Below are 19,081 nucleotides of genomic sequence, written 5' to 3' on the forward strand. Positions count from 1 at the left end.
CCGGTGGTCAGCGATGGGGTCCCGAACATGAGAATTGCGGCAATCGTTCTTTCGGCAACGGCGCTGCTGCCGGCCGCGGCGGCAGCGCAGGAGCGAAGCTATTGTCCCGACCGTCCCGGCATCGGCACGCCAGCCTGCACGATGGCACCGGGGCAGTTCTCGCTGGAACTCGGCCTCGGTGACTGGACGCTGGAGCGCGGCGAGGGGCAGCGGCAGGACAGCTTCACGCTGGGCGATGCGCTGCTGCGCTATGGCATTGCCGATCACGCCGAAGTGCAAGTGGGCTGGACCATGCTCGGCTTCGCGCGCACCCGCGACAGCGTCGGCCACACCGTCGATCATCGCAGCGGCACCGGCGACATGACGCTGGCGCTGCGCCGCAACCTGGTCAATCCCGACGGGTCGGGGTTCTCGCTGGCGCTCATGCCGTATGTTTCGCTGCCGGTGGGGCGAAGCCCGCTGGGCGCCGGGGACTGGGGGGCAGGCATGCTGGTGCCGGTGTCCTATCAGCTCAGCGACACCTGGAGCCTGTCCAGCACGAGCGAGGTCGATGCGGCCGTGGACGAGGACGGCCATGGCCGCCACTTCGCGGTGGCCGAGACGGTCGGCGCGACGGCGGCTGTCAGTGATGCAGTCTCGGCGACGGCGGAATATCAGATCCTCGGCGACAAGGATCCCCAAGGCCATAGCGTCCAGCATCTCGCCGGGCTGTCGCTGGGCTGGCAGCCGCAGGACGATCTGCAGCTGGATCTCGGCGTAAATGCCGGGCTGGATCGCGACGCGGCGGATGTCGAAGTCTATTTCGGCATCGCGCGGCGGTTCTGAGGCAGCGCTCGGGGAGCGGACCGGCCGCTCCCCGAAACGTTCATTCTGCGATCAGAAGCGGACCGTCGCCGAAGCGCGGATACCGTGGTCTTCGCCGCGGCTGCCGATCGAGCCGGTATAGCCCGCACCCAGCGAGAAGGCCGAAGTCGCGGGCCATTCGATGGCGGCGTCGAGGTTCACGCTATCGCGCGAGAGCGGTGCGCCCTCGACGATGAAGCTCGAACCGCCCTGCTGGAAGGCCACGCGCGAGCCGACGTCGACATCGCTGGTGGCATGTTCCCAGGCGATCTTCGTGCGCACCGCGACCGGCGCGGTGGCCGAGCCGAGGGTCATGCGCAGACCGGCCGAAGTCCAGCCATAGCCCTGCGTGCGCTGGCTGCCCTTGAGCGCGGCGGTGCCGCCGGTCTCGCGGAAACGGTCACCCGTGAGCCACAGGGCATTGAAGCCGGCGAAGGGTTCGATCGAACCGGCGCCGAGCGGCAGTACGTAGCCCGCCTCGCCAAACACCTGCTTGACCGAGCCGCCGCCCTTGCCATCGAGCGATTCCTCAAGCGAACGGTAATCGATGGTCCGCTTGGTCTCGGTGTCGAGGTCGGTATAGCTGGCGCCTGCACGCAGGGTCAGCGGACCGAAACCGGCGGCAGCGTAGATCGCGCCGTAGACCTCGTCGAGATCCGCCGTCGAGGCGCGGCGAGCGACCGTCACGTCCTGATGCGCGGTGCCACCGGCAAGGCCCAGCTTCACGCTGTCGCTGGGGCTCAGCTCCACACCGCCGACGAAGCGGTAACCCGAGGCGCTGACCTTGGCGGCATTGGCGTTGCCGTCCTTGTCGTTCCAGTTGCCGCCGACATCGGCCCAGAGCGCGATCTTGCCGCCGGTCACCGACGAAGGTGCGGCGCTGCGGGCACGCTCCAGCAGGGTGCGGCGCAGGTTCGCGGCATCGTCCGCCGCCACCGACAGCGTCGAGGCGTGAATTTCGCCCGAAAGCGCGTCGAGGCCCGAGCCGATCTCGCTCGTCGAGGAGCCCACCAGTGCGTCATAGATCGGGGTGCCGATCACGAACGTGCCGTCGATGGCGGTGCCCACGGCAATCTGGTTGGCGGTCGTGCCGGCCCCGGCGAACGTCACGTCGTTGCGTGTGAGCGTCAGCAGCACGCCATTGGCGGAGTAGCTGAGCGTCGGCACGAGGAACGCGAAGTTGCTGGTCACCTCGTCGAAGGTGCCGCTCACGCCGCCATCGGCGGAGAGGATCACGTAGCTGCCCTGGGGCTTGTAGTCGCCGGCTTCTGCCAGGACTTCGACCGTGCCGCCCTCGATGGTGGCGACGCCCGTGGTCGAGATGCGGTCACCCGCACCGGCAGCGTTGACTTCGACGGCATAGGTCGAGCCGACCTCGAACGTCAGGTCGCTGGCGACGTGAAGGTGGCCGATCGAGTTGCCCGGAGCCGCCGTGGCGCCGGTGCGGACGATGAGACCGCCGACCGTGCCGTTACCGCCCACGATGCCGCCGCTGTTCACGGTGACGATCGAGCCGGCGATCGAACCGTTCACCGCAAGGCGGCCTTCGTCGATGGTGGTGGCGCCGGTATAGTCGCTGGTGTCGGTGAGGTTGAGCGAACCCGCGCCGGTCTTGGTGAGGGTGCCGGTGCCGCTGATGCTGCCTGAATAGACGCCCGCGGCAGCCTGGTCGAATTCGACGTTGGCGGTATTGAGGATCGGGCCTTGCAGGCTCGACGTGTCACCCGCCAGCGTGCCGTCGGTCACCACGGTGCCGCCGGTGTAGGTATTGGCGCCGGTCAACGTCAGGGTGCCGGAACCGGTCTTGGCGAACATGCCGCTGCCCGAAACCGCGCCGCTGTAGGTGCCGTCGGTGGTCTGGTCGAACACCACGGTGCCGCTGTTGGCAACGTCGCCCTGAAGGCTGGCGGTCGTGCCGACCAATGATCCGTCCAGCACGGTGGTGCCACCGGTGTAGCTGTTGGCGCCGGTCAGGACGACGGTGCCGGTGCCGTCCTTGGTGAACGAGCCGGAACCGGACATGTCGCTGCCCAGGGTGCCGTCGCTGTCCTGATCGATGATCAGTGCGGCATTGTTGGTCACCGCGCCCTGGATGCTGGTGGTGTTGCCGACCAGCGTACCGTCGGTGATGGTGGTGCCGCCGGTGTAGGTGTTGGCGCCGGTCAGCACCAGCGTGCCCGCGCCGGTCTTGGTGATGCCGCCGTCGCCGCTGATCACGCCGGTCAGCGCCGCGTCGAAGCCGTTGGTGTCGATCGTGCCGTTGTTCGAGGTGACGCCGATGTCGCTCGAATAGCTGCCGGCAGCGTCAACCGTCAGGGTGCCGCCATCGATGACCGGCAGCACCGCGCCGTTGAGCAGATCGCTGGTGGTGTTGTCGCCGGTGATGTTGCCCACGCCGCCGACGGCTGCGGCGATGTCGGTGCCGAAGATGTAGGAATAGTCGAAGCTCAGCGACGCCCCGTTCAGCAGGTCGCCGAGCGAGAAGCCGAGGCCGATGGTGTTGTCGCCGTTGCCGACATTGGTGCCGGCGAGATAGGATGCGGTGTCGCGCGACCATCCGGTGACGGCGGCATTATGTTCATAGGTGGTGTCGGTATAGAGGCCGATCACGTACTTGGAGACGAGCGCCTCGGCATAGACCAGGTCGGTTGCCGGAATCGAGCCGTTGCCCAGGTAGTTGTTGGTGACGCTGGAATCGCCGGCAGCCGCAACCGCGTCGGGATCCAGTTCGCGCGAGAACGAGAGCCCGGTAAGGTCGCTCAGCGCAGTGATGCTGGTGGTGATGTTGACCTGCTGGTCGGTCACGTTGAAGTAGTAGTCGTTGGTGATCGTGAACAGGTCCGCCACCGTAGCGGTCCACACGGCGCGCAGGTCATAGGTGGTGCCGTTGTATTCGACGCCGTTGTAGTTGGTCAGCGTACCGCCGGTGATGGTGGCGGTGAAGGCATTGTTGTTGCTGATGCTGAACGCCGAACCGCCGCCAGTGCCTGCAACTACGAATCCTTCGAACGGTGAGCCCGGGGTCAGATAGTCGTAGCTGGGGTTGAAGGCTCCGGTCCCGGTGCCGTCGTAGAGAATGCCGGGCGATACGCCGCCATTGTAGCCCAGCGTGCCCTTTTCGTTGAGGCCGATGGTGATGTAGTTGCCTGCGAGCACTTGCGAATCCGCAAAGGCGGGCGCGGCAGCCAGCAGCCCGATGGCCGCGCTGGAACAGAGCGCAGCCTTAAATGCGGCGGCGCGGTATGCTAACTTCATGAATTTCCCCCTGATATCGGTGTGCACTTCACCGCGAAATTCGTATTATAGGACCGCCCCCGCGTGATCCGGGCCCGAGACAGGGATAAAAGCCGGCGACTAACGGGATATTCACCATGGCCCCTGTCAAAGGTCCGGAAGGGGTGTTTCCGGGGGGGCGGGGGGGTGATGCGCGCCAGGCGCGGCAGCCATTGACAACCCCGCGCCCGGGCCTATAGCACGCAATCAATGCGAATAATTCGCAATAGCGTTCTCTGGGCCAGATCGGGAGTGTCTCCAAATGCCGCCATGCGTCCCGACCGCTTCGGCTCGCGCCCACCGGCACCTCCTGCCGATCCCGTCGGTAGCCCGGCCGCGCGCTTGGCGATGACCCGCGCCGAGATGGCCCGCTCCGACAGGACCAGTCCCTTGCCAAGGCAGAAGGCTGCAAAAGGTATCAGCCGCGGCAATCTCGCCGCGCGGCTGCTGGCAGCCATTCCCGCCAATTACCTGCTGACCTCGCTGGCGACGGCAGCACTGGCGCGCCTGCTGGCGCAAGGACTGGGCGTGCCGCCGGTCGAGGCCAGCGAATCCGCCACGCTGCTGTCCTTCGCGGTGTTTGCGGTGCTGGCGATCGTGGTGTTCTCGGTCCGCTCCATCGCCCGGCTGTGGATCGGGTTCGTGCTGGCGGCTGCCGTCATGGGGGGCTGGTTGTGGCTCTCGCTGGAGACGGGGGGGCGACTGTGAGGGAAAGCCTGCGGCAATCGATGGCGCTGGTCCATACCTGGACCGGACTGGTGCTGGGCTGGCTGCTGTTCGCCATGTTCGCGACCGGCACCTCCGCCTATTTCCAGGACGAGATCACCCGCTGGATGCAGCCCGAGATTACCGGGGCGGCCGATCCGGTGGCGTCGGCGCAAGGCGCGGCGCGCTATCTCGAAAGGAACGCCGCCGGGGCGGGCTACTGGTACATGACGCTGCCCAACGGGCGCAGTGCCACCACCCAGTTGTTCTGGCAGCCTGCCGACGGCAGCGGTTACCGCGAGGCGGTGGTCGACGAGCAGGGCAGGGAAGTGACCGTGCGCGAGACCCGCGGCGGCTATTTCCTCTACCGCTTCCACTTCGACCTCCATTACCTGCCGGTGATCTGGGCGCGCTATCTTGTCGGCATCGCGGCAATGCTGATGCTGGTGGCGATCATCTCGGGCGTCATCACCCACAAGAAGATCTTCGCGGACTTCTTCATGCTGCGCTTCGGCAAGGGCCAGCGTTCATGGCTCGATGCGCACAATGTCAGCGCCGTGCTGGCCCTGCCGTTCCATGCGATGATCACCTTCACCGGCCTCGTCACGCTGGCCTCGATGTACATGCCCTGGGGTGTGCTGGCGAACTATGCCGCGCCCGCGACGTTCCAGGAGGCGGTCTTCGGTACCTCGCACGACGGTGTCGCCGCCGGAAAGCCCGCGTCCCTCCCCGAACTGGCGCCGCTGATGCACCGCGCCGCGGCGGCATGGGGCGGACGCGAGGTGGGGATCGTGCGCGTCACCAATCCCGGCGACGCGGCCGCGACCATCGAACTCACCCGCGCCTCGAAGGATGCACTTGGCTCGCGCGGGGAAGTGCTGGTGTTCGACGTGCAGGGGCGGCAGATCGGCGGCAGCCCGGCTCCGGGCCCTGCGGTGCGGACCGAAAGCGTGATGATCGGTCTGCACGCGGGACGTTTTGCGCAGCTTGGCCTGCGCTGGCTCTATTTCCTGAGCGGCATTGCCGGCACGATCATGGTGGGCAGCGGCCTTGTGCTGTGGACGGTGAAGCGCCGCCAGCGGCTGCCCGATCCCGAGCATCCGCATTTCGGCTTCCGCCTCGTCGAGCGTCTGAATGTCGCCGCAATTGCCGGACTTGGTTCCGGCATCGCCGCCTATTTCCTCGCCAACCGGCTGCTTCCGACCGGACTCGCGGCGCGGGCGGACTGGGAAGTGCACACGATGTTCCTCGTCTGGCTCGGCGTGCTGCTCTGGGCCGTGGTTCGCCCGCCCCGCCGGGCCTGGATCGAGGGGCTGTGGCTGGCGGCCGGGCTCTTCGGGGCGGTGCCTGTGGTGAACGCGCTGACGACTTCGCGTGGTTTCCCTTTCAACGTCCTGCACGGTGACTGGCTGTTTGTCGGTTTCGATCTGGTCATGGCCGCGCTGGCGTTTGCCTTTGGCGCTGCCGCCCTGAAACTCACCCGGCGCTGGAGCGCAAGCGCGCAGGCAGAAGCGGCCCCGCGGCGCAAGACGGCAAGCAGCAAGGCCGTAGAGGCATGATCCATTTTACGGCAATCCTGCTGGCGCTCGGCGGCTTCTCCGCGCTTGCCCTCTCGATGACGCGGCATCAGCGCGATCTGGTCGGGCGGACGCTGGCGGCGCGGCAGGCGACTGCGGCGCGGATTTCGGGATGGGTGCTGCTTGTTTCAGCGTTCGCGGTCGATGTTACCGCTCTGGGGGGAGGATACGGATCGGTCGCCTGTTTCGCGCATCTTTCCGTCGGGGCGTGGCTGACCATCGCGGTGCTTCACTGGCGCCGCCGGTAAGGACGCAGGCGTCCTCTCCGGCGCATCGAGAGCCCTCGCTCGCCTGTGAGGGCAGCCGATGACACTTATGTCACTTTACCAGCCTCCACCGGCAAAGTGACATGAGGGTAAAGTGACATAGATGGAAAAGTTCACCCACAATTCGCGCAAGATGCCGATTGTGGATTCACAGCGATTCGCATCTGTGCTTGATTCGTTCCATGTTGGAATTGCCGTTCACGCAGCCATTGCCGGTCGACCGCGGACTGGACCTGCCCGGGATCATGCGCACGATCGCCGATCACTCCGCCCGCCCGCGCTACACCTTCATGGTGCTCGACCTCATCACGCGGGTCGCGGGCAGGGGCGGGGCTGCGGGCCCGCTGGTTCGGGACGGCGAACAACTTGTGCCTATCCGAGAATGGCTTTCCGCTGCCATCGCGCCCAGTGCGGCCCGTCACCATTACCGCAAGGCGACCATCGAAGCGGTCCGGCGCGACCTTGCATCGCGAGGCATGCTGCCTGCCGATATGCAGGAAGCCGAGCGCATGGTGGAATGCGAGGTGGCCGACCGGGTGCGCATTTCGGGCATGACGGCGGTCAGCCGCGCGGTATCGGAACTGGTCAAGGCGGGGCTGGTGAAGCGCCATTACCAGGGATACCGGGTGGACCATTGCAACCGCGGCGCGCAGCGCCAGGCGGTCTATACCGTGCCGGGCCACGTGCTGGCCGCATTAACGCGCGGAGCCGCCACCTGAAGCAGCGACGGCTCCGCGCACCATTCCGGCTCAGGCGGCGCGCCGACCTGCAAGTGCGCTGGCGGCACGAATGTCGGCGGCAAGGTCGTTCACCACATCCGGCATCGCATCCCATGCGAACATGAACCGCGCGCCGCCGCCGATGAAGGTGTAGAAGCGCCAGCCACGCGCGCGCAGTTCGGCGAGGACTGCCTCGGGCGCGCTGAGGAACACGGCGTTGGCCTCGGCCGGGAAGATCAGGTCGATGTCGGGCAGATCGGCCACTTGCGCGGCAAGCGAGGCGGCGCAGGCATTGCCATGCGCGGCATTGCGCAACCAGGCTCCGCTTTCCAGCATGCCGACCCAGGGCGCCGAAAGGTAACGCATTTTCGAGGCGAGCTGGCCGGCCTGCTTGCAGCGATAAGAAAAGTCCTCGGCCAGCGCGCGGTCAAAGAAGATCACGGCATCGCCTACCGCCATGCCATTCTTGGTGCCGCCAAAGCACAGCACATCGACGCCTGCCTGCCAGGTGATCTCGGCGGGCGAGCAGCCGAGGCTGGCGCAGGCATGGGCAAACCGCGCTCCGTCCATGTGCAGCTTGAGGCCCAGTTCGCGGCAGACCGCGGAAATCGCGCGCACTTCCTCGATCGAATAGACAAGGCCGGTTTCGGTGGGCTGCGTGATCGTCACCACCCGGGCCTTGGGAAAGTGGATGTCCGATCGGCCGGTCGCCAGCGCGCGGATCGCCTCGGGCGTGATCTTTCCGTTGTCCGACGGCGCCAGCAGCAGCTTGGAGCCGTTCGAGAAGAACTCCGGCGCGCCGCATTCGTCGGTCTCGACGTGGGCCGAGGAAGAGCAGATCACGCCGTGGTAGGACTGGCAGAGCGAGGCGAGCGCGAGCGAGTTGGCGGCGGTGCCGTTGAACACGAAATAGACGTCGCAATCGCTGGCGAACAGCGTGCGGAAGGCATCGGCGGCCTTCTGGGTCCACTCGTCCTCGCCATAGGCCGTCGCCGAACCGGCATTGGCGAGCGTCATGGCCTCCAGCGCCTCGGGGCAGATCCCGGCGTAATTGTCACTGGCGAATTGCTGTACTCGGTTCACGTGCGTCTTCCCATGCTCAGGCGGAGCAGGGCGCAAGAACGAACGAAATGTGGCGCAGGAAACCCGTTTTGTTGCCGGTTCGGCCACATCCCTCCTTGCTGGAGGCACCACCTTGCCCGGTAGGCAGGTTGGTGTCGGACGTCGGCCCGACTCTTGATGCTGAAAGCGCCAATAGAAGCCGGCGGCGGGGTGGTCAAGAACCGATCCCGCCGCCGGCAAAAGGTCACACTTCGGGGGTGCGGGCGTTCATCCCTTCCTGCCCGAAGATGCGCAGGTAACGAGCGACTTCCGCCGCCGTGCCGGTGGCCTTGGCGGGGTTGTCCGACAGCTTCACGGCGGGCTGTCCATCGGCCTGCATCACCTTGGCGACCAGCGAGATCGGTTCGAGGCCGGCACCGCCGGCCGGATCGCAGCCGCGGAAATCGTTGGTGAGGTTGGTCCCCCAGCCAAAGCTCATGCGCACCCGGCCATGGAAGTGGTGATAGGTCCGCTCGATGGTCTCGATGTCCATGCCGTCGGAAAAGATCAGCAGCTTCTCGCGCGGGTCACGGCCGCGCTCCTGCCACCAGGCGATGATCTGCTCGCCCGCCTCGATCGGCGGCATGCTGTCGGGGCGGAAGCCGGTCCAGTCGGCAACCCAGTCGGGGGCGTTGCGCAGGAACGACGTGGTACCGAAGGCATCGGGCAGGGCGACCAGCAGGTTTCCGTCGTAATGGGCGCGCCACTCTTCGAGAACCTGGTAAGGCGCCTCGGCAATGGCCGCGTCGTTCCCGCCGCGCCCGGCGATCGCGGCCAGGACCATGGGCAGTTCATGGGCATTGGTGCCGGTCGCCTCGAGGTCGTTGTCCATCGCCAGCAGCACGTTGGAGGTGCCGATGAGCCGGTCGCCAAGCCCTTCCTTGAGCGCCTCCACGCACCAGCGTTGCCACAGGAAGCCATGACGCCGCCGGGTGCCGAAATCACTGATGGCAAGGTCGGGCAGGGCGCGCAGGCGTTCCACCTTGTCCCATAGCCGGGCCTTGGCGCGGGCGTAGAGCACATCGAGCTCGAAGCGTCCGCGCCCTTTCAGTACCGCGCGCGAGCGCAGTTCGTTGACGATGGCGAGCGCGGGGATCTCCCACATCGTGGTGTGGGTCCAGGGACCGGGAAAGCGCAGTTCGAACTGGCCGTCGACCTTACGCAATTCGTATTCAGGCAACTGGAAATCGGCGAGCCAGGCGATGAAGTCCGGCGCGAACATGCGCGCCTTGCCGTAGAAGCTGTTGCCCGCCAGCCAGATCAGCTCCTTCTTGGAAAAGCGCAGCGTCCGCGCGTGATCGAGCTGGTCACGCAGTTCCTGCTCGTCGATCACATCGGCCAGACGCACGGTGCGCGTGCGGTTCACCAGCGAGAAGGTGGCCTGTACGTCATCATGGAGATGACGGATCATCTGCAACATCAGCAGCTTGTAGAAGTCTGTGTCCAGCAGGCTGCGGACGATCGGATCGAGGCGCCATCCGTGATCGTAGGTACGCTTGGCGATATCGGTGACGTTCATGCAAGCTCCTGAAGGCTGATCTGCGCGTCTGCCGTCATGAACCCTGCGGCGCAAGGAGAGAGTTCGCCCGCATCGAACGCCATCTCGGTGATCTGATGCCGGGTATCTTTGCCCCCCGATCAGGTGTTGAGCAGCGAAAGCGTCAGTGCCGCGCAGCCCGCGACGAGCGCGACCAGCGGTGCGCCCATGCGGGCGTAGTCGCTGAAGCGATTGCCGCCGGCAACCTGCCAGATATTAGGCCGTTAGGCGGGATTGAACTGATAATATATCTTATGTTAAATGATGCTCACCCTGCGGTGACACCGCGCTCGTACCAGGGGCGCGTGCGCTTCACCATGGCGACGATGGACAGCATCACAGGCACTTCCACCAGGACGCCAACCACGGTGGCCAGGGCCGCGCCGGAGCCGAGCCCGAACAGGCTGATCGCTGCCGCGACGGCCAGTTCGAAGAAGTTCGATGCGCCGATCAGTGCCGATGGCCCAGCGACGCACCAGTCCACACCCAGACGCCGACTGAGCCCGTAGGCAATTCCGGCATTAAGATAGACCTGAAACAGGATCGGAACCGCGATGAGCACGATGACCAGCGGCTGCCGCACGATCTGCTCTCCCTGGAAACCGAACAGCAGGACCAGGGTCAGCAGGAGGCTGGCCAGGCTGAACGGTCCGACCGCCGAGAGAAAACGATCCAGGCGGGCACCTCCACCACGCAGCAGGGCGCGGCGCAGCACCTGCGAAACAAGCACCGGAACCACGATGTAGAGGCCCACGGACAGCATCAGCGTGTTCCAGGGCACCGTTATCGATGCAACCCCGAGCAGCAGGCCGACCAGCGGCGCAAAAGCAACGACCATGATGAGGTCGTTCAGCGCGACCTGGCTCAAGGTGTAGTTCGGCTCTCCGTCGACGAGGTTGGACCAGACAAATACCATCGCCGTGCAGGGTGCCGCGGCCAGCAGGATCAGCCCTGCAATGTAGGACGACGAGGCTCCGGCCGGCAGCAACGGCGCAAAGAGATAGCCGAGGAAAGCTGTCCCCAGCAGCGCCATCGAGAACGGCTTGATCGCCCAGTTCACCAGCAGTGTCACGCCGATGCCGCGCCAGTGCCGGCGCACGCTGTGCAGCGCGCCGAAGTCGACCCGCAGGAGCATCGGCACGATCATCAGCCAGATCAGCACGGCAACGACGAGATTGACCCTGGCCACTTCCATCGCGGCGATGGCCGCGAATGCCGCTGGCGCCAGATGACCAAGCGTGATCCCGGCAACGATGCACAGTGCCACCCACAGCGAAAGATAGCGTTCGAACAGCGACATGCGATCATTCCATCGTTGAATTGTCGGGGGCCGAGCCGGTGCCCTCCCCTAGCGCGATTTGCATATAGACCGTGTCGAGCCAGCGCCCGGCCTTCCAGCCCATGCCGGTCAGCCGCCCGGCGTGCTCGAAACCGCATGCCGCGTGCAGCGCGACCGAAGCAGGCTCGCCGCCGCCGATGACCGCGACCATGCAGCGAAAGCCGTGGGCCTCGGCCGCCGCCAGCAACCCTGTCAGCAAGGCCTTGCCGATACCGCCGCCACGCCGGTCATGGGCCACGTAGATGCTGTCCTCGCAGGCATAGGCATAAGCGGGCCGGTCACGGAACTGCGCGGCATAGGCATAGCCGACCAGTTCGGACCCATGGCTGGCGACGAGAAAGGGCCAGCCGCGCGCGGTGATGGCCAGGATCTTCGCCTCGGTTTCGGCTAGGCCCGGAGGCACCACGTCATACGTCGCAGTGCCATGGCGGACGTGATGGGCGTAAATCTCGGCGATCGCCGCAGCGTCGGTGCGCCGGACCGGGCGAAGCGACGGTGTCATCGCCCTTTGGTTCCCACGACCTCGCCGTCTTCCTTCACGAAAGCGGGTAGCGCCCCGGCGGGGAGCAGGTCGAGCACCATTTCGGAAGGCCGGCACAGTTTTACCCCAAGCGGAGCGACAACCAGCGGGCGGTTGATCAGGATCGGATGCTCCAGCATCGCATCGATGAGCGCGTCATCCGCAAGGCTTTCGTCGCCCAGCCCCAACTGCGCGAATGGAGTGCCCTTCTCGCGCAGCAGTGCGCGCGCGGTGATGCCGGCCCGCGCGATGAGCTGAACCAGCAGTTCGCGGCTCGGCGGCGTCTTCAGGTACTCGACGACATGCGGTTCGATGCCGGCGCCGCGGATCATGGCGAGGGTGTTTCGCGAGGTGCCGCAGTCGGGATTATGATAGATCACGATATCGGTCATGGTCGCCTCGTCAGCAGCAGGTGAGTTCGGCCAGCAGCGGTGCGCAAAGCTCGGTGCGCCCCTCGCAGCAGTCCCGGGCCAGGTAGACCAGCAAGGCCCGCAGCGCATCGATGTCGGCGCGCTGGATCTGTTGGCGCCCCTGCTTGCGTGATTGCACGAGACCGGCTTTCGCCAGGATCGCGAGATGGCTGGAAAAGGTGCTCTGGCTCAGCTGCGAGGCGTCGACCAGCGCGCCGGTCGCAAGGCCATCCGGCTCGTTGCGGACCAGCAGGCGAAAGGCGTCGAGCCGGGTCGGGTGAGCCAGCGCGGCAAGCATGGAGAGCGCGGATTCGGTATCCATGCATCGATATTATTCGATGCATGAGGTGCGGTCAACAACCCATCGATTAATCTCGATGCCTCTTCCTTCCGCCGGTCACCTTGCCGGAGCTGGACCGGTACTTTCGCGCCGCACGAGTTCGAAGCGGAACTCCGGCGCCTCGTCGACGTCGCCGACCAGCGCATCGACCAGCGCCCTGCCCATCTCCTCCAGCGGCTGGCGCACCGTGGTGAGCGGCGGCCAGGTGGTGGCGCTGGCCGACGTATCGTCAAAGCCGACGATCGAGAGATCCGCCGGCACTCTAAGCCCGCGCCGATGGGCGCAGGTCATCACCCCGAGCGCCATCGCATCGTTGGTGGCGAAGATCGCCGTGGGCGGCGGATCCTGGGCGAGCAGTTGTCCCGCCGCCTGCTCGCCCGAGGCAAAGTCAAAATCACCGGCAACAAACGTCGGGTCTAGCGCAAGCCCCGTCGCGGCGCTCAGCCCGTCGCGAAAACCCTCGACGCGGGCCTGTGCCGCCCGGTGACCGGCAGGCGGCGTGATCACGCCGATGCGCCGGTGGCCAAGTTCGATCAGATGGTCGGCGATCATGCGCCCTGCCGCCCGTTCCGGCGTCGGGATGTTGAAGCTTTCCGCCATGATCGAGCCGGCGAGCCGCGCACAGGACAGATTGAGTTCGGACAAATGCTGGAGCAGCGCCTTGTCGTCCGACAGCGGCGGGGCCAGAAACACGCCGTCAGGCCGCAGCGCGGCGACGAGGCGGTCGAGAATCTCGAAGCGTTCCGGCCCGTCCAGCGGCATCGGCTCGACGACGAGGTGATAGCCAAGCTCGCGGCACCGGTTGGCCGCACCGACCTGGAGGGCCGACGTATAGCCGGGGGTCGGATTGTTGTAGAGAAACGCCAGCATGAAGGAGCGGCCTCCCGCCAGGCGCCGCGCCGACTGATTGGGCCGATAGCCGAGACGTTCGATCGCCCCGCTCACACGGCTGCGCAGGTCCTCGCTGACGTTCGGCGCCTTGTTGACAACGCGGGACACGGTCTTGATGGAAACGCCGGCTGCGGCGGCAACGTCACGAATACTGGCCATCCGTCACGTGTGGCACACTCGCGTCGTCCTGAGAATGGCTTGTGGTCATCAAGACGGACTTGATCCCCGTGCCGATGCAGGCTAGACGCTCGGTACAACGTTGTCATCTCCTCCAAAACCGACAGCGTTGGCACCCGGGTGCAGGTCTTGCGCAAGCGATGCCTGCACCCGGATGACAACAACAAGAACGATATGGGAGAATAAAGCCGGACGCCGGCACGGTACCGCCAGGAGGGGCTTCCACGCAGCGGCTCATCCGGGGGGCATCCAGCGGCGACGCAGGCCATCGGACATTCCCATAAGTTCCTGAAACGTAGTCCTGAAACGCGCGTCCCACGCGCCCGCCAGCAACAGGTCGAGCCCTCATGGCCCTTACATCCGCTATCCCGCAGAGCGAATCGAACGACGAAGTGCCAGGTGGCTACGTCGACGCGCCTGAACTGCGCTATTTTGTCATGGCGCTGTTCTTCATCTTCGGCGGCATCACCAGCCTGAACGACGTGATCATCCCCAAGCTCAAGGAACTGTTCACGCTGGGCTACACGCAGGCGATGCTGGTGCAGTTCTGCTTTTTCACCGCCTATGCGGTAATCGGCATTCCCGGCGCGATGCTGGTGCGCAAGGTCGGCTACATGCGCGGCGCGGTTGCCGGGCTGGCGATCATGATCCTGGGCTGCCTCGCCTTCATTCCGGCTTCGCAGACGGCTACCTACTGGCTGTTTTTGGCTGCCTATTTCGTGCTGGCGGCGGGCGTGGTCATCGTCCAGGTTGTCGCCAATCCGCTGATCAGCCTGCTGGGCAAGCCGGAAACGACCAGTTCGCGGCTGACTTTCGCGCAGGCCTTCAACTCGCTCGGGACGACGCTGTTCCCGTTCGCCGGTTCGGTGCTGATCCTCGGCAGCCTTGCCAAGGTCTCCGCCCATGACCTCACGGGCGAAGCGCTGGATGCCTACCGCCGCGCGGAAAGCCAGGCGATCGTCCATGGCTACCTCGGCATTGCCCTCGCCCTCGCGCTCGTCGCCCTCGCGGTCTGGACCTTCCGCAATCGCCTGCCGCCCGAACAGCACGGCGATCATAACGGCTTTGCCGGTTTCGACCTGCTGAAGCGCCCGCGCTTTTCCTATGGCGCGCTTTGCATCTTCCTCTACGTCGGCGCCGAAGTCTCGATCGGTTCGCTGATCGTCAGCTATCTCATGCAGCCCCACGTCATGGCGCTGCCCGAACAGTCCGCCGGCAAGCTGATCGGCCTCTACTGGGGCGGCGCGATGGTCGGGCGCTTTGTCGGCTCTGCGGTGCTGCGGGTGCTCAACCCGGCGCTGGTCCTCACCTTCAACGCGGCTATGGCGATCGCCCTGCTGGCGCTTTCGGTAACGACGGCGGGCAATGTCTCGGGTTACGCGCTGCTGGCGGTCGGCCTGATGAATTCGATCATGTTCCCGACGATCTTCAGCCTGGCCTGCGAAAAGCTCGGCGCCCGCGCGGCGGATGGGTCGGGCATCATCAATGTCGCGATCTGCGGCGGCGCGCTGGTGCCGCTGGCGACCGGCGCCATTGCCGACCTGACCGGCGGCGACCTCGGCATCGCGCTGCTGCTGCCCGCGCTCTGCTATGCGGTGATTGCCGGTTTCGGCATCGTGGCCCGGCGCCCTGCCTCCGCCTGATCCGGCCGCCTGTGCATCGATCCCCGGCCGCCGTGCGGCGACCGGGGTTCGTGCGATCAGATCTGCGGCTGTCCGGCGGACTTGACGATCGCGCCGCCCTTCATGACGAAACCGACGTGCTCCAGTACCTTCACATCGCTGAGCGGATCGCCGTCCACCGCGATGACGTCGGCATAACGCCTCGCCTGAAGGGTGCCGACATCCGCGCTGCCCAGCAGGTCCGCGGCATTGCCGGTCGCGGTCTTGATCGCATCCATCGGTGTCATCCCGGCCGCGACCAGCAGCGCGAATTCCTGGGCATTCTCGCCGTGGCTCGAAAGACCGAAGGTATCCGTCCCGAACGCGATCTTCACACCGGCGGCATATGCATCGTGCAGGTTACGGCGCAGCAGCGGCGCGATGGCGAGCGCCTTTTCCGCCGTTGACGGGTTGAGCTGCTCGGGGTGCTCCCTGGCCCGCTGGTAGACCCGCTCGCCGACCAGCATCGTCGGCACCAGATAGGCCCCGTGCTGCTTGAACAGCTTGTAGCTGGCCGCGTCCGCATAAGAACCGTGCTCGATGGAATCGACGCCCAGCGCGATGGTGTGATCGATGGCGTCCTTGCCGTGGGCATGGGCCGCGACCTTCATGCCCAGCGCATGGGCGGTGTCGATCACCGCCTTGATCTCGTCGTCGGTCATCAACTGATGACGCGGATCGTCGCCGATCGACATGACGCCGCCCGAGGGCATGATCTTGATCAGGTCCGCCCCTTCCCGCTTCAGGCGGCGCACGGCGAGGCGCGCGGCATCGGGACTGTCGATCACGTTGTCGCTGACATGCGGGATGTCGGCAAATTCGGGCCGCAAGCCGTTGACCGCGTCGCCGTGGCCGCCGGTCGGGCCGAGCGGGGTTCCGGCCACCCACATGCGCGGCCCCGGCACCACGCCATCCTCGATCGACTTCTTGAGCGCGACGACAACCTGCGTGTCGGCCCCGCAATCGCGAACCGAGGTGAACCCGGCCAGCAACGTGTTGCGGGTGAACACGGTGGCCTCGATGGCATCCTGGTAGTTGGTCCGGGTCACGCTGTTGCGGATCGGGTCGCCGGCATGCCAGCCGGCCGTGATGTGATCGTGGGTGTCGATCAGGCCGGGCAGGACGGTCTTGTCCGAAAGGTCGACCACCTCCGCGCCTGCAGGCGTCACGAATCCGGGCTGGATCGCGGTGATGCGCTGGTCGGTGATGAGGATCGACACGTTCTGCCGGGGCGCCGCGCCGGTGCCGTCGATCAGCCGCCCGGCGTGGATCACCACGTCGCGGGCATCGGCCGTACCGATCGCGCTGGCCAGCGCCAGCAAGCTGCACGAGAGTTTCGTCACGCGGCGTGAGAGTGTTTTCCGGTTCATTGCACAGCCCCCTGAAATAGTGTGAAAACACGGTTGCCCGGCGCTTTGCCGCAGTCAATGTGTTTTCAGGCAGCCGCCGTCGGTCGTCCCCGCCTTGCGTGTTGCTCAGGCGATCCGTGCGCCGATTTCGGCCAGTGCGGCGGGACGTGCCAGGCAATAGCCCTGCCCGTAGCGGAACCCCAGTTCGCGCGCCGCTTCCAGCTGACCCTCGGTTTCCAGCCCCTCGATCACGCATTTCAGCGACATCGAGTGCGCCAGCGACAGGATCCCCCGGATGACCCGGCGCCCTGCCGGATCCTCGATCCGTCCGGTAAAGGTCTTGTCGATCTTCAGGATGTCGAGCGGCAGTTCCTGCAGCGAATTGAAACTGGAAAAACCCGTGCCGAAATCATCCAGCGCGATCTTGGCGCCGGACGCGCGCAGGCGCTCGATCTCGCGCACCGCCGTTGCGAAGCTCGAGATCAGGGCGGTTTCGGTGATCTCGAAGATGAACCGCCTGCCCGGTTGCCCGCTGCGGGTCATGGCATCGAGGATCGCGTCGACCGTCTCCGGATTGGCAAGGTCTCCCGCGGAAAGGTTGAACGAAACCCTGAGGTGCGCGGGCAATTGCGCACAGGCGGCAATCGCGCGGTCGAACAGCGCGAGCGTGACGACGCGCAGGATGCCGAGCTTCTCGGCCGCCGAGACCAGGGTTTCCGGCGGAACCGGCCCGGCGACCGGAGAGGTCCAGCGGGCAAGCGCCTCGACGCAGACCGCCGCCTTGCTCTGGATGTCGTAGATCGGCTGGAAGACCAGCGCGATCTCCTGGGCGAGATCGGCCGTTTGCAACGCGGATTCGACCAGTTGATCGGCGCGGATGATCTGCTCGAACAGGTGGGAGAATTTCACGCAGTGGCCGCGCTGGTGCCGTTTGGCGTGATAAAGCGCAAAGTCGGCGCGGTCGAACAGCTTGTTGGCATCGGTGCCCGAAAGCGGATAGGCGGCGACACCGCCGGAGGCGCCGACCGCGATCTGCATGCCGTCCAGCGGCACCGGCTCCTGCACCACCCGGCAGACCCCTTGCATGAAGTCGCAGGCCTCGTCGATTTCGGCCTGGATGATGAAGCCGAATTCATCGCCCCCCAGTCTTGCGACACTGACGCCCGGTTCGTGCGCCTTGCACACGGCGGCCAGACGGTCCCCGATCATCGCCAGCAGCCGGTCACCCTGGGCATGGCCGTGCGTATCGTTGACCGGCTTGAAGCCGTCGAGATCCAGCAACCCGATCGAAAAGCGGGTCTCCGTCGTCGCCCCGCTCAGCAATGCCTCGAGTTCCTCGAAGAATCGCCGCCGGTTCGGCAATTGGGTCAGCGCGTCGGTACGTGCCAGGCGCGCACTGTCGGCTTCGAGGCGCTCCGCCCGGCGCTGGCCGACGATCAGGGCGCTGCGCGATTCCTCCAGACTGACGAACGAGGCGAAGCAGTCGCGCACGACAAACAGGATGAGGATGGTGATCAGGCCGGTTGAGCAGGCGATCGACAACCGCTCCTCACTGCCCTGCTGCACGCAATAGAGCGTGAACAGGCCGATCGCGATCATCGAGATCGCCACCGCAGCTGTGGGCAGATAAGTGAGGCAGAAGATGCATCCCAGCAAAGTGGCGGCAATGAACAGCATCACGTGCCCCTGCTGGGCCGGCGTGCCGTACTGATCGAGCGCCAGCGCCCAGATCAGGAATCCCAGCGTCATCGTGATGCCGAGCACAGTCGTGCGGCGCATGATGGCGCGCGCCTGGTCGCCGGTGATCGCAGCAGGATCGATAGGGCGGGTCCAGGCGTAGATGCGCTGAAGACAGGCAAGCACAAGCAGTCCGGCAACCGCCACCGTCAGGTAGGGCGGTGCAACGTGACGGTGCGTATAAGCGAGCGCTGCCGCGTTGACCGCCAGCACGCCGTACAGCGGCGGGATATGCCGCCGAAGGCGCAGGAATTGCGCCACCGGCAGGTCGGGCAGGCCTTCCTTGTCCACGTCTTGATCCTCTGACGTCAAATCTTCGTTATAGGCAGATTGTTCCCGATTGCGGACGCGACGCTCAATTTGATGCGCCCTTTCATAAAAATAAGATAACAGTCGTAATCTCTGGGCAGGCAACGTGAGCAGGTCCAACAAGTCTTTAAAAATTGCCATGTATTTACTTGGAAATATGGGAATAAATCACCGCAGCCCAATCGAATTGGAGCGCTTGATTGACCGCTCCCGCGCACACCGCGACCGGCGGTGGGATGCCGCAATGCACAACGAAATGCGCGGATTTTGTCGAAATCGCTTTGCAGCGTGATTTTACAGTATATTAACCACTTTTAATCAGTATGG

General features: G+C 65.6%; 16 protein-coding genes and 1 riboswitch. Of the genes, 6 read left to right on the forward strand and 10 right to left on the reverse strand.

Features of this window, described 5'->3' with window-relative positions; all coding sequences use genetic code 11:
- Positions 1 to 27: 27 nt before the first annotated feature.
- Positions 28 to 825, forward strand: coding sequence for a transporter (locus DM450_RS20395; protein WP_142638622.1), 798 nt, complete (start codon positions 28 to 30; stop codon positions 823 to 825).
- A gap of 51 nt (positions 826 to 876) precedes the next feature.
- Here the strand turns inward: DM450_RS20395 and DM450_RS20400 are convergent, their stop codons facing one another.
- Positions 877 to 4,098 (reverse strand): autotransporter domain-containing protein, encoded by a 3,222-nt coding sequence (locus DM450_RS20400; RefSeq protein WP_142638624.1) that lies wholly within the window; start codon positions 4,096 to 4,098, stop codon positions 877 to 879.
- A 288-nt stretch (positions 4,099 to 4,386) separates the two neighbouring features.
- On the opposite strand from DM450_RS20400, the gene DM450_RS20405 reads away from it, so the two are divergent.
- The 4 genes from DM450_RS20405 to DM450_RS20420 all read left to right on the forward strand — a co-directional run bounded on the left by DM450_RS20405 (position 4,387) and on the right by DM450_RS20420 (position 7,383).
- Positions 4,387 to 4,824 carry a hypothetical protein gene (locus DM450_RS20405; protein WP_260610635.1) on the forward strand — a complete coding sequence of 146 codons (438 nt, stop codon included), beginning with the start codon at positions 4,387 to 4,389 and terminating at the stop codon, positions 4,822 to 4,824.
- Positions 4,821 to 6,380 (forward strand): PepSY domain-containing protein, encoded by a 1,560-nt coding sequence (locus DM450_RS20410; RefSeq protein WP_142638626.1) that lies wholly within the window; start codon positions 4,821 to 4,823, stop codon positions 6,378 to 6,380. The genes DM450_RS20405 and DM450_RS20410 overlap by 4 nt, the downstream gene beginning before the upstream one ends.
- Positions 6,377 to 6,646, forward strand: a complete 270-nt coding sequence (locus DM450_RS20415; RefSeq protein WP_142638628.1) for a DUF3325 domain-containing protein — start codon at positions 6,377 to 6,379, stop codon at positions 6,644 to 6,646. Before DM450_RS20410 ends, DM450_RS20415 begins: the two co-directional genes overlap by 4 nt.
- 200 nt (positions 6,647 to 6,846) lie before the next feature.
- Positions 6,847 to 7,383, forward strand: coding sequence for a hypothetical protein (locus tag DM450_RS20420; protein WP_142638630.1), 537 nt, complete (start codon positions 6,847 to 6,849; stop codon positions 7,381 to 7,383).
- Positions 7,384 to 7,413: 30 nt separating this feature from the next.
- On the opposite strand, the gene DM450_RS20425 is transcribed toward DM450_RS20420, so the two are convergent.
- The 7 genes from DM450_RS20425 to DM450_RS20455 all read right to left on the reverse strand — a co-directional run bounded on the left by DM450_RS20425 (position 7,414) and on the right by DM450_RS20455 (position 13,680).
- Positions 7,414 to 8,466, reverse strand: a complete 1,053-nt coding sequence (locus DM450_RS20425; RefSeq protein WP_142638632.1) for a threonine aldolase family protein — start codon at positions 8,464 to 8,466, stop codon at positions 7,414 to 7,416.
- 57 nt (positions 8,467 to 8,523) lie between these two features.
- A riboswitch (SAM-I-IV-variant riboswitch) is annotated at positions 8,524 to 8,631 on the reverse strand.
- Between the two features lie 58 nt (positions 8,632 to 8,689).
- Positions 8,690 to 10,003, reverse strand: coding sequence for a nicotinate phosphoribosyltransferase (gene pncB, locus DM450_RS20430; protein ID WP_142638634.1), 1,314 nt, complete (start codon positions 10,001 to 10,003; stop codon positions 8,690 to 8,692).
- A gap of 286 nt (positions 10,004 to 10,289) precedes the next feature.
- Entirely contained in the window at positions 10,290 to 11,321 is a 1,032-nt protein-coding gene (gene arsB, locus DM450_RS20435) for an ACR3 family arsenite efflux transporter (RefSeq protein WP_142638636.1), read from the reverse strand.
- A gap of 4 nt (positions 11,322 to 11,325) precedes the next feature.
- Positions 11,326 to 11,862, reverse strand: coding sequence for a GNAT family N-acetyltransferase (locus DM450_RS20440; RefSeq protein WP_142638638.1), 537 nt, complete (start codon positions 11,860 to 11,862; stop codon positions 11,326 to 11,328).
- The gene (gene arsC / locus DM450_RS20445) at positions 11,859 to 12,272 is read right to left on the reverse strand and encodes an arsenate reductase (glutaredoxin) (protein ID WP_142638640.1); all 414 of its coding nucleotides are present in this window, start codon (positions 12,270 to 12,272) and stop codon (positions 11,859 to 11,861) included. Before arsC ends, DM450_RS20440 begins: the two co-directional genes overlap by 4 nt.
- A 10-nt stretch (positions 12,273 to 12,282) precedes the next feature.
- Positions 12,283 to 12,612 (reverse strand): ArsR/SmtB family transcription factor, encoded by a 330-nt coding sequence (locus DM450_RS20450; protein WP_142638643.1) that lies wholly within the window; start codon positions 12,610 to 12,612, stop codon positions 12,283 to 12,285.
- Between the two features lie 75 nt (positions 12,613 to 12,687).
- The gene (locus DM450_RS20455) at positions 12,688 to 13,680 is read right to left on the reverse strand and encodes a LacI family DNA-binding transcriptional regulator (RefSeq protein WP_142638645.1); all 993 of its coding nucleotides are present in this window, start codon (positions 13,678 to 13,680) and stop codon (positions 12,688 to 12,690) included.
- A 365-nt stretch (positions 13,681 to 14,045) separates the two neighbouring features.
- Here DM450_RS20455 and DM450_RS20460 point away from each other — a divergent pair, with 365 nt between their 5' ends.
- Complete coding sequence (locus DM450_RS20460) at positions 14,046 to 15,341, forward strand: sugar MFS transporter (protein ID WP_142638647.1); 1,296 nt, start codon at positions 14,046 to 14,048, stop codon at positions 15,339 to 15,341.
- 56 nt (positions 15,342 to 15,397) lie between these two features.
- Here DM450_RS20460 and DM450_RS20465 read toward each other — a convergent pair whose 3' ends face one another.
- Together DM450_RS20465 and DM450_RS20470 are read right to left on the reverse strand one after the other, a co-directional pair.
- The gene (locus tag DM450_RS20465; protein WP_142638649.1) at positions 15,398 to 16,729 is read right to left on the reverse strand and encodes a metal-dependent hydrolase family protein; all 1,332 of its coding nucleotides are present in this window, start codon (positions 16,727 to 16,729) and stop codon (positions 15,398 to 15,400) included.
- Between the two features lie 105 nt (positions 16,730 to 16,834).
- A complete protein-coding gene (locus tag DM450_RS20470) occupies positions 16,835 to 18,736 on the reverse strand; it encodes a bifunctional diguanylate cyclase/phosphodiesterase (protein ID WP_260610637.1) in 1,902 nt (633 codons plus the stop codon).
- Positions 18,737 to 19,081: the final 345 nt, after the last annotated feature.

This window comes from Sphingomonas sp. IC081 (genome assembly GCF_006874585.1).
Taxonomy (GTDB): domain Bacteria; phylum Pseudomonadota; class Alphaproteobacteria; order Sphingomonadales; family Sphingomonadaceae; genus Novosphingobium.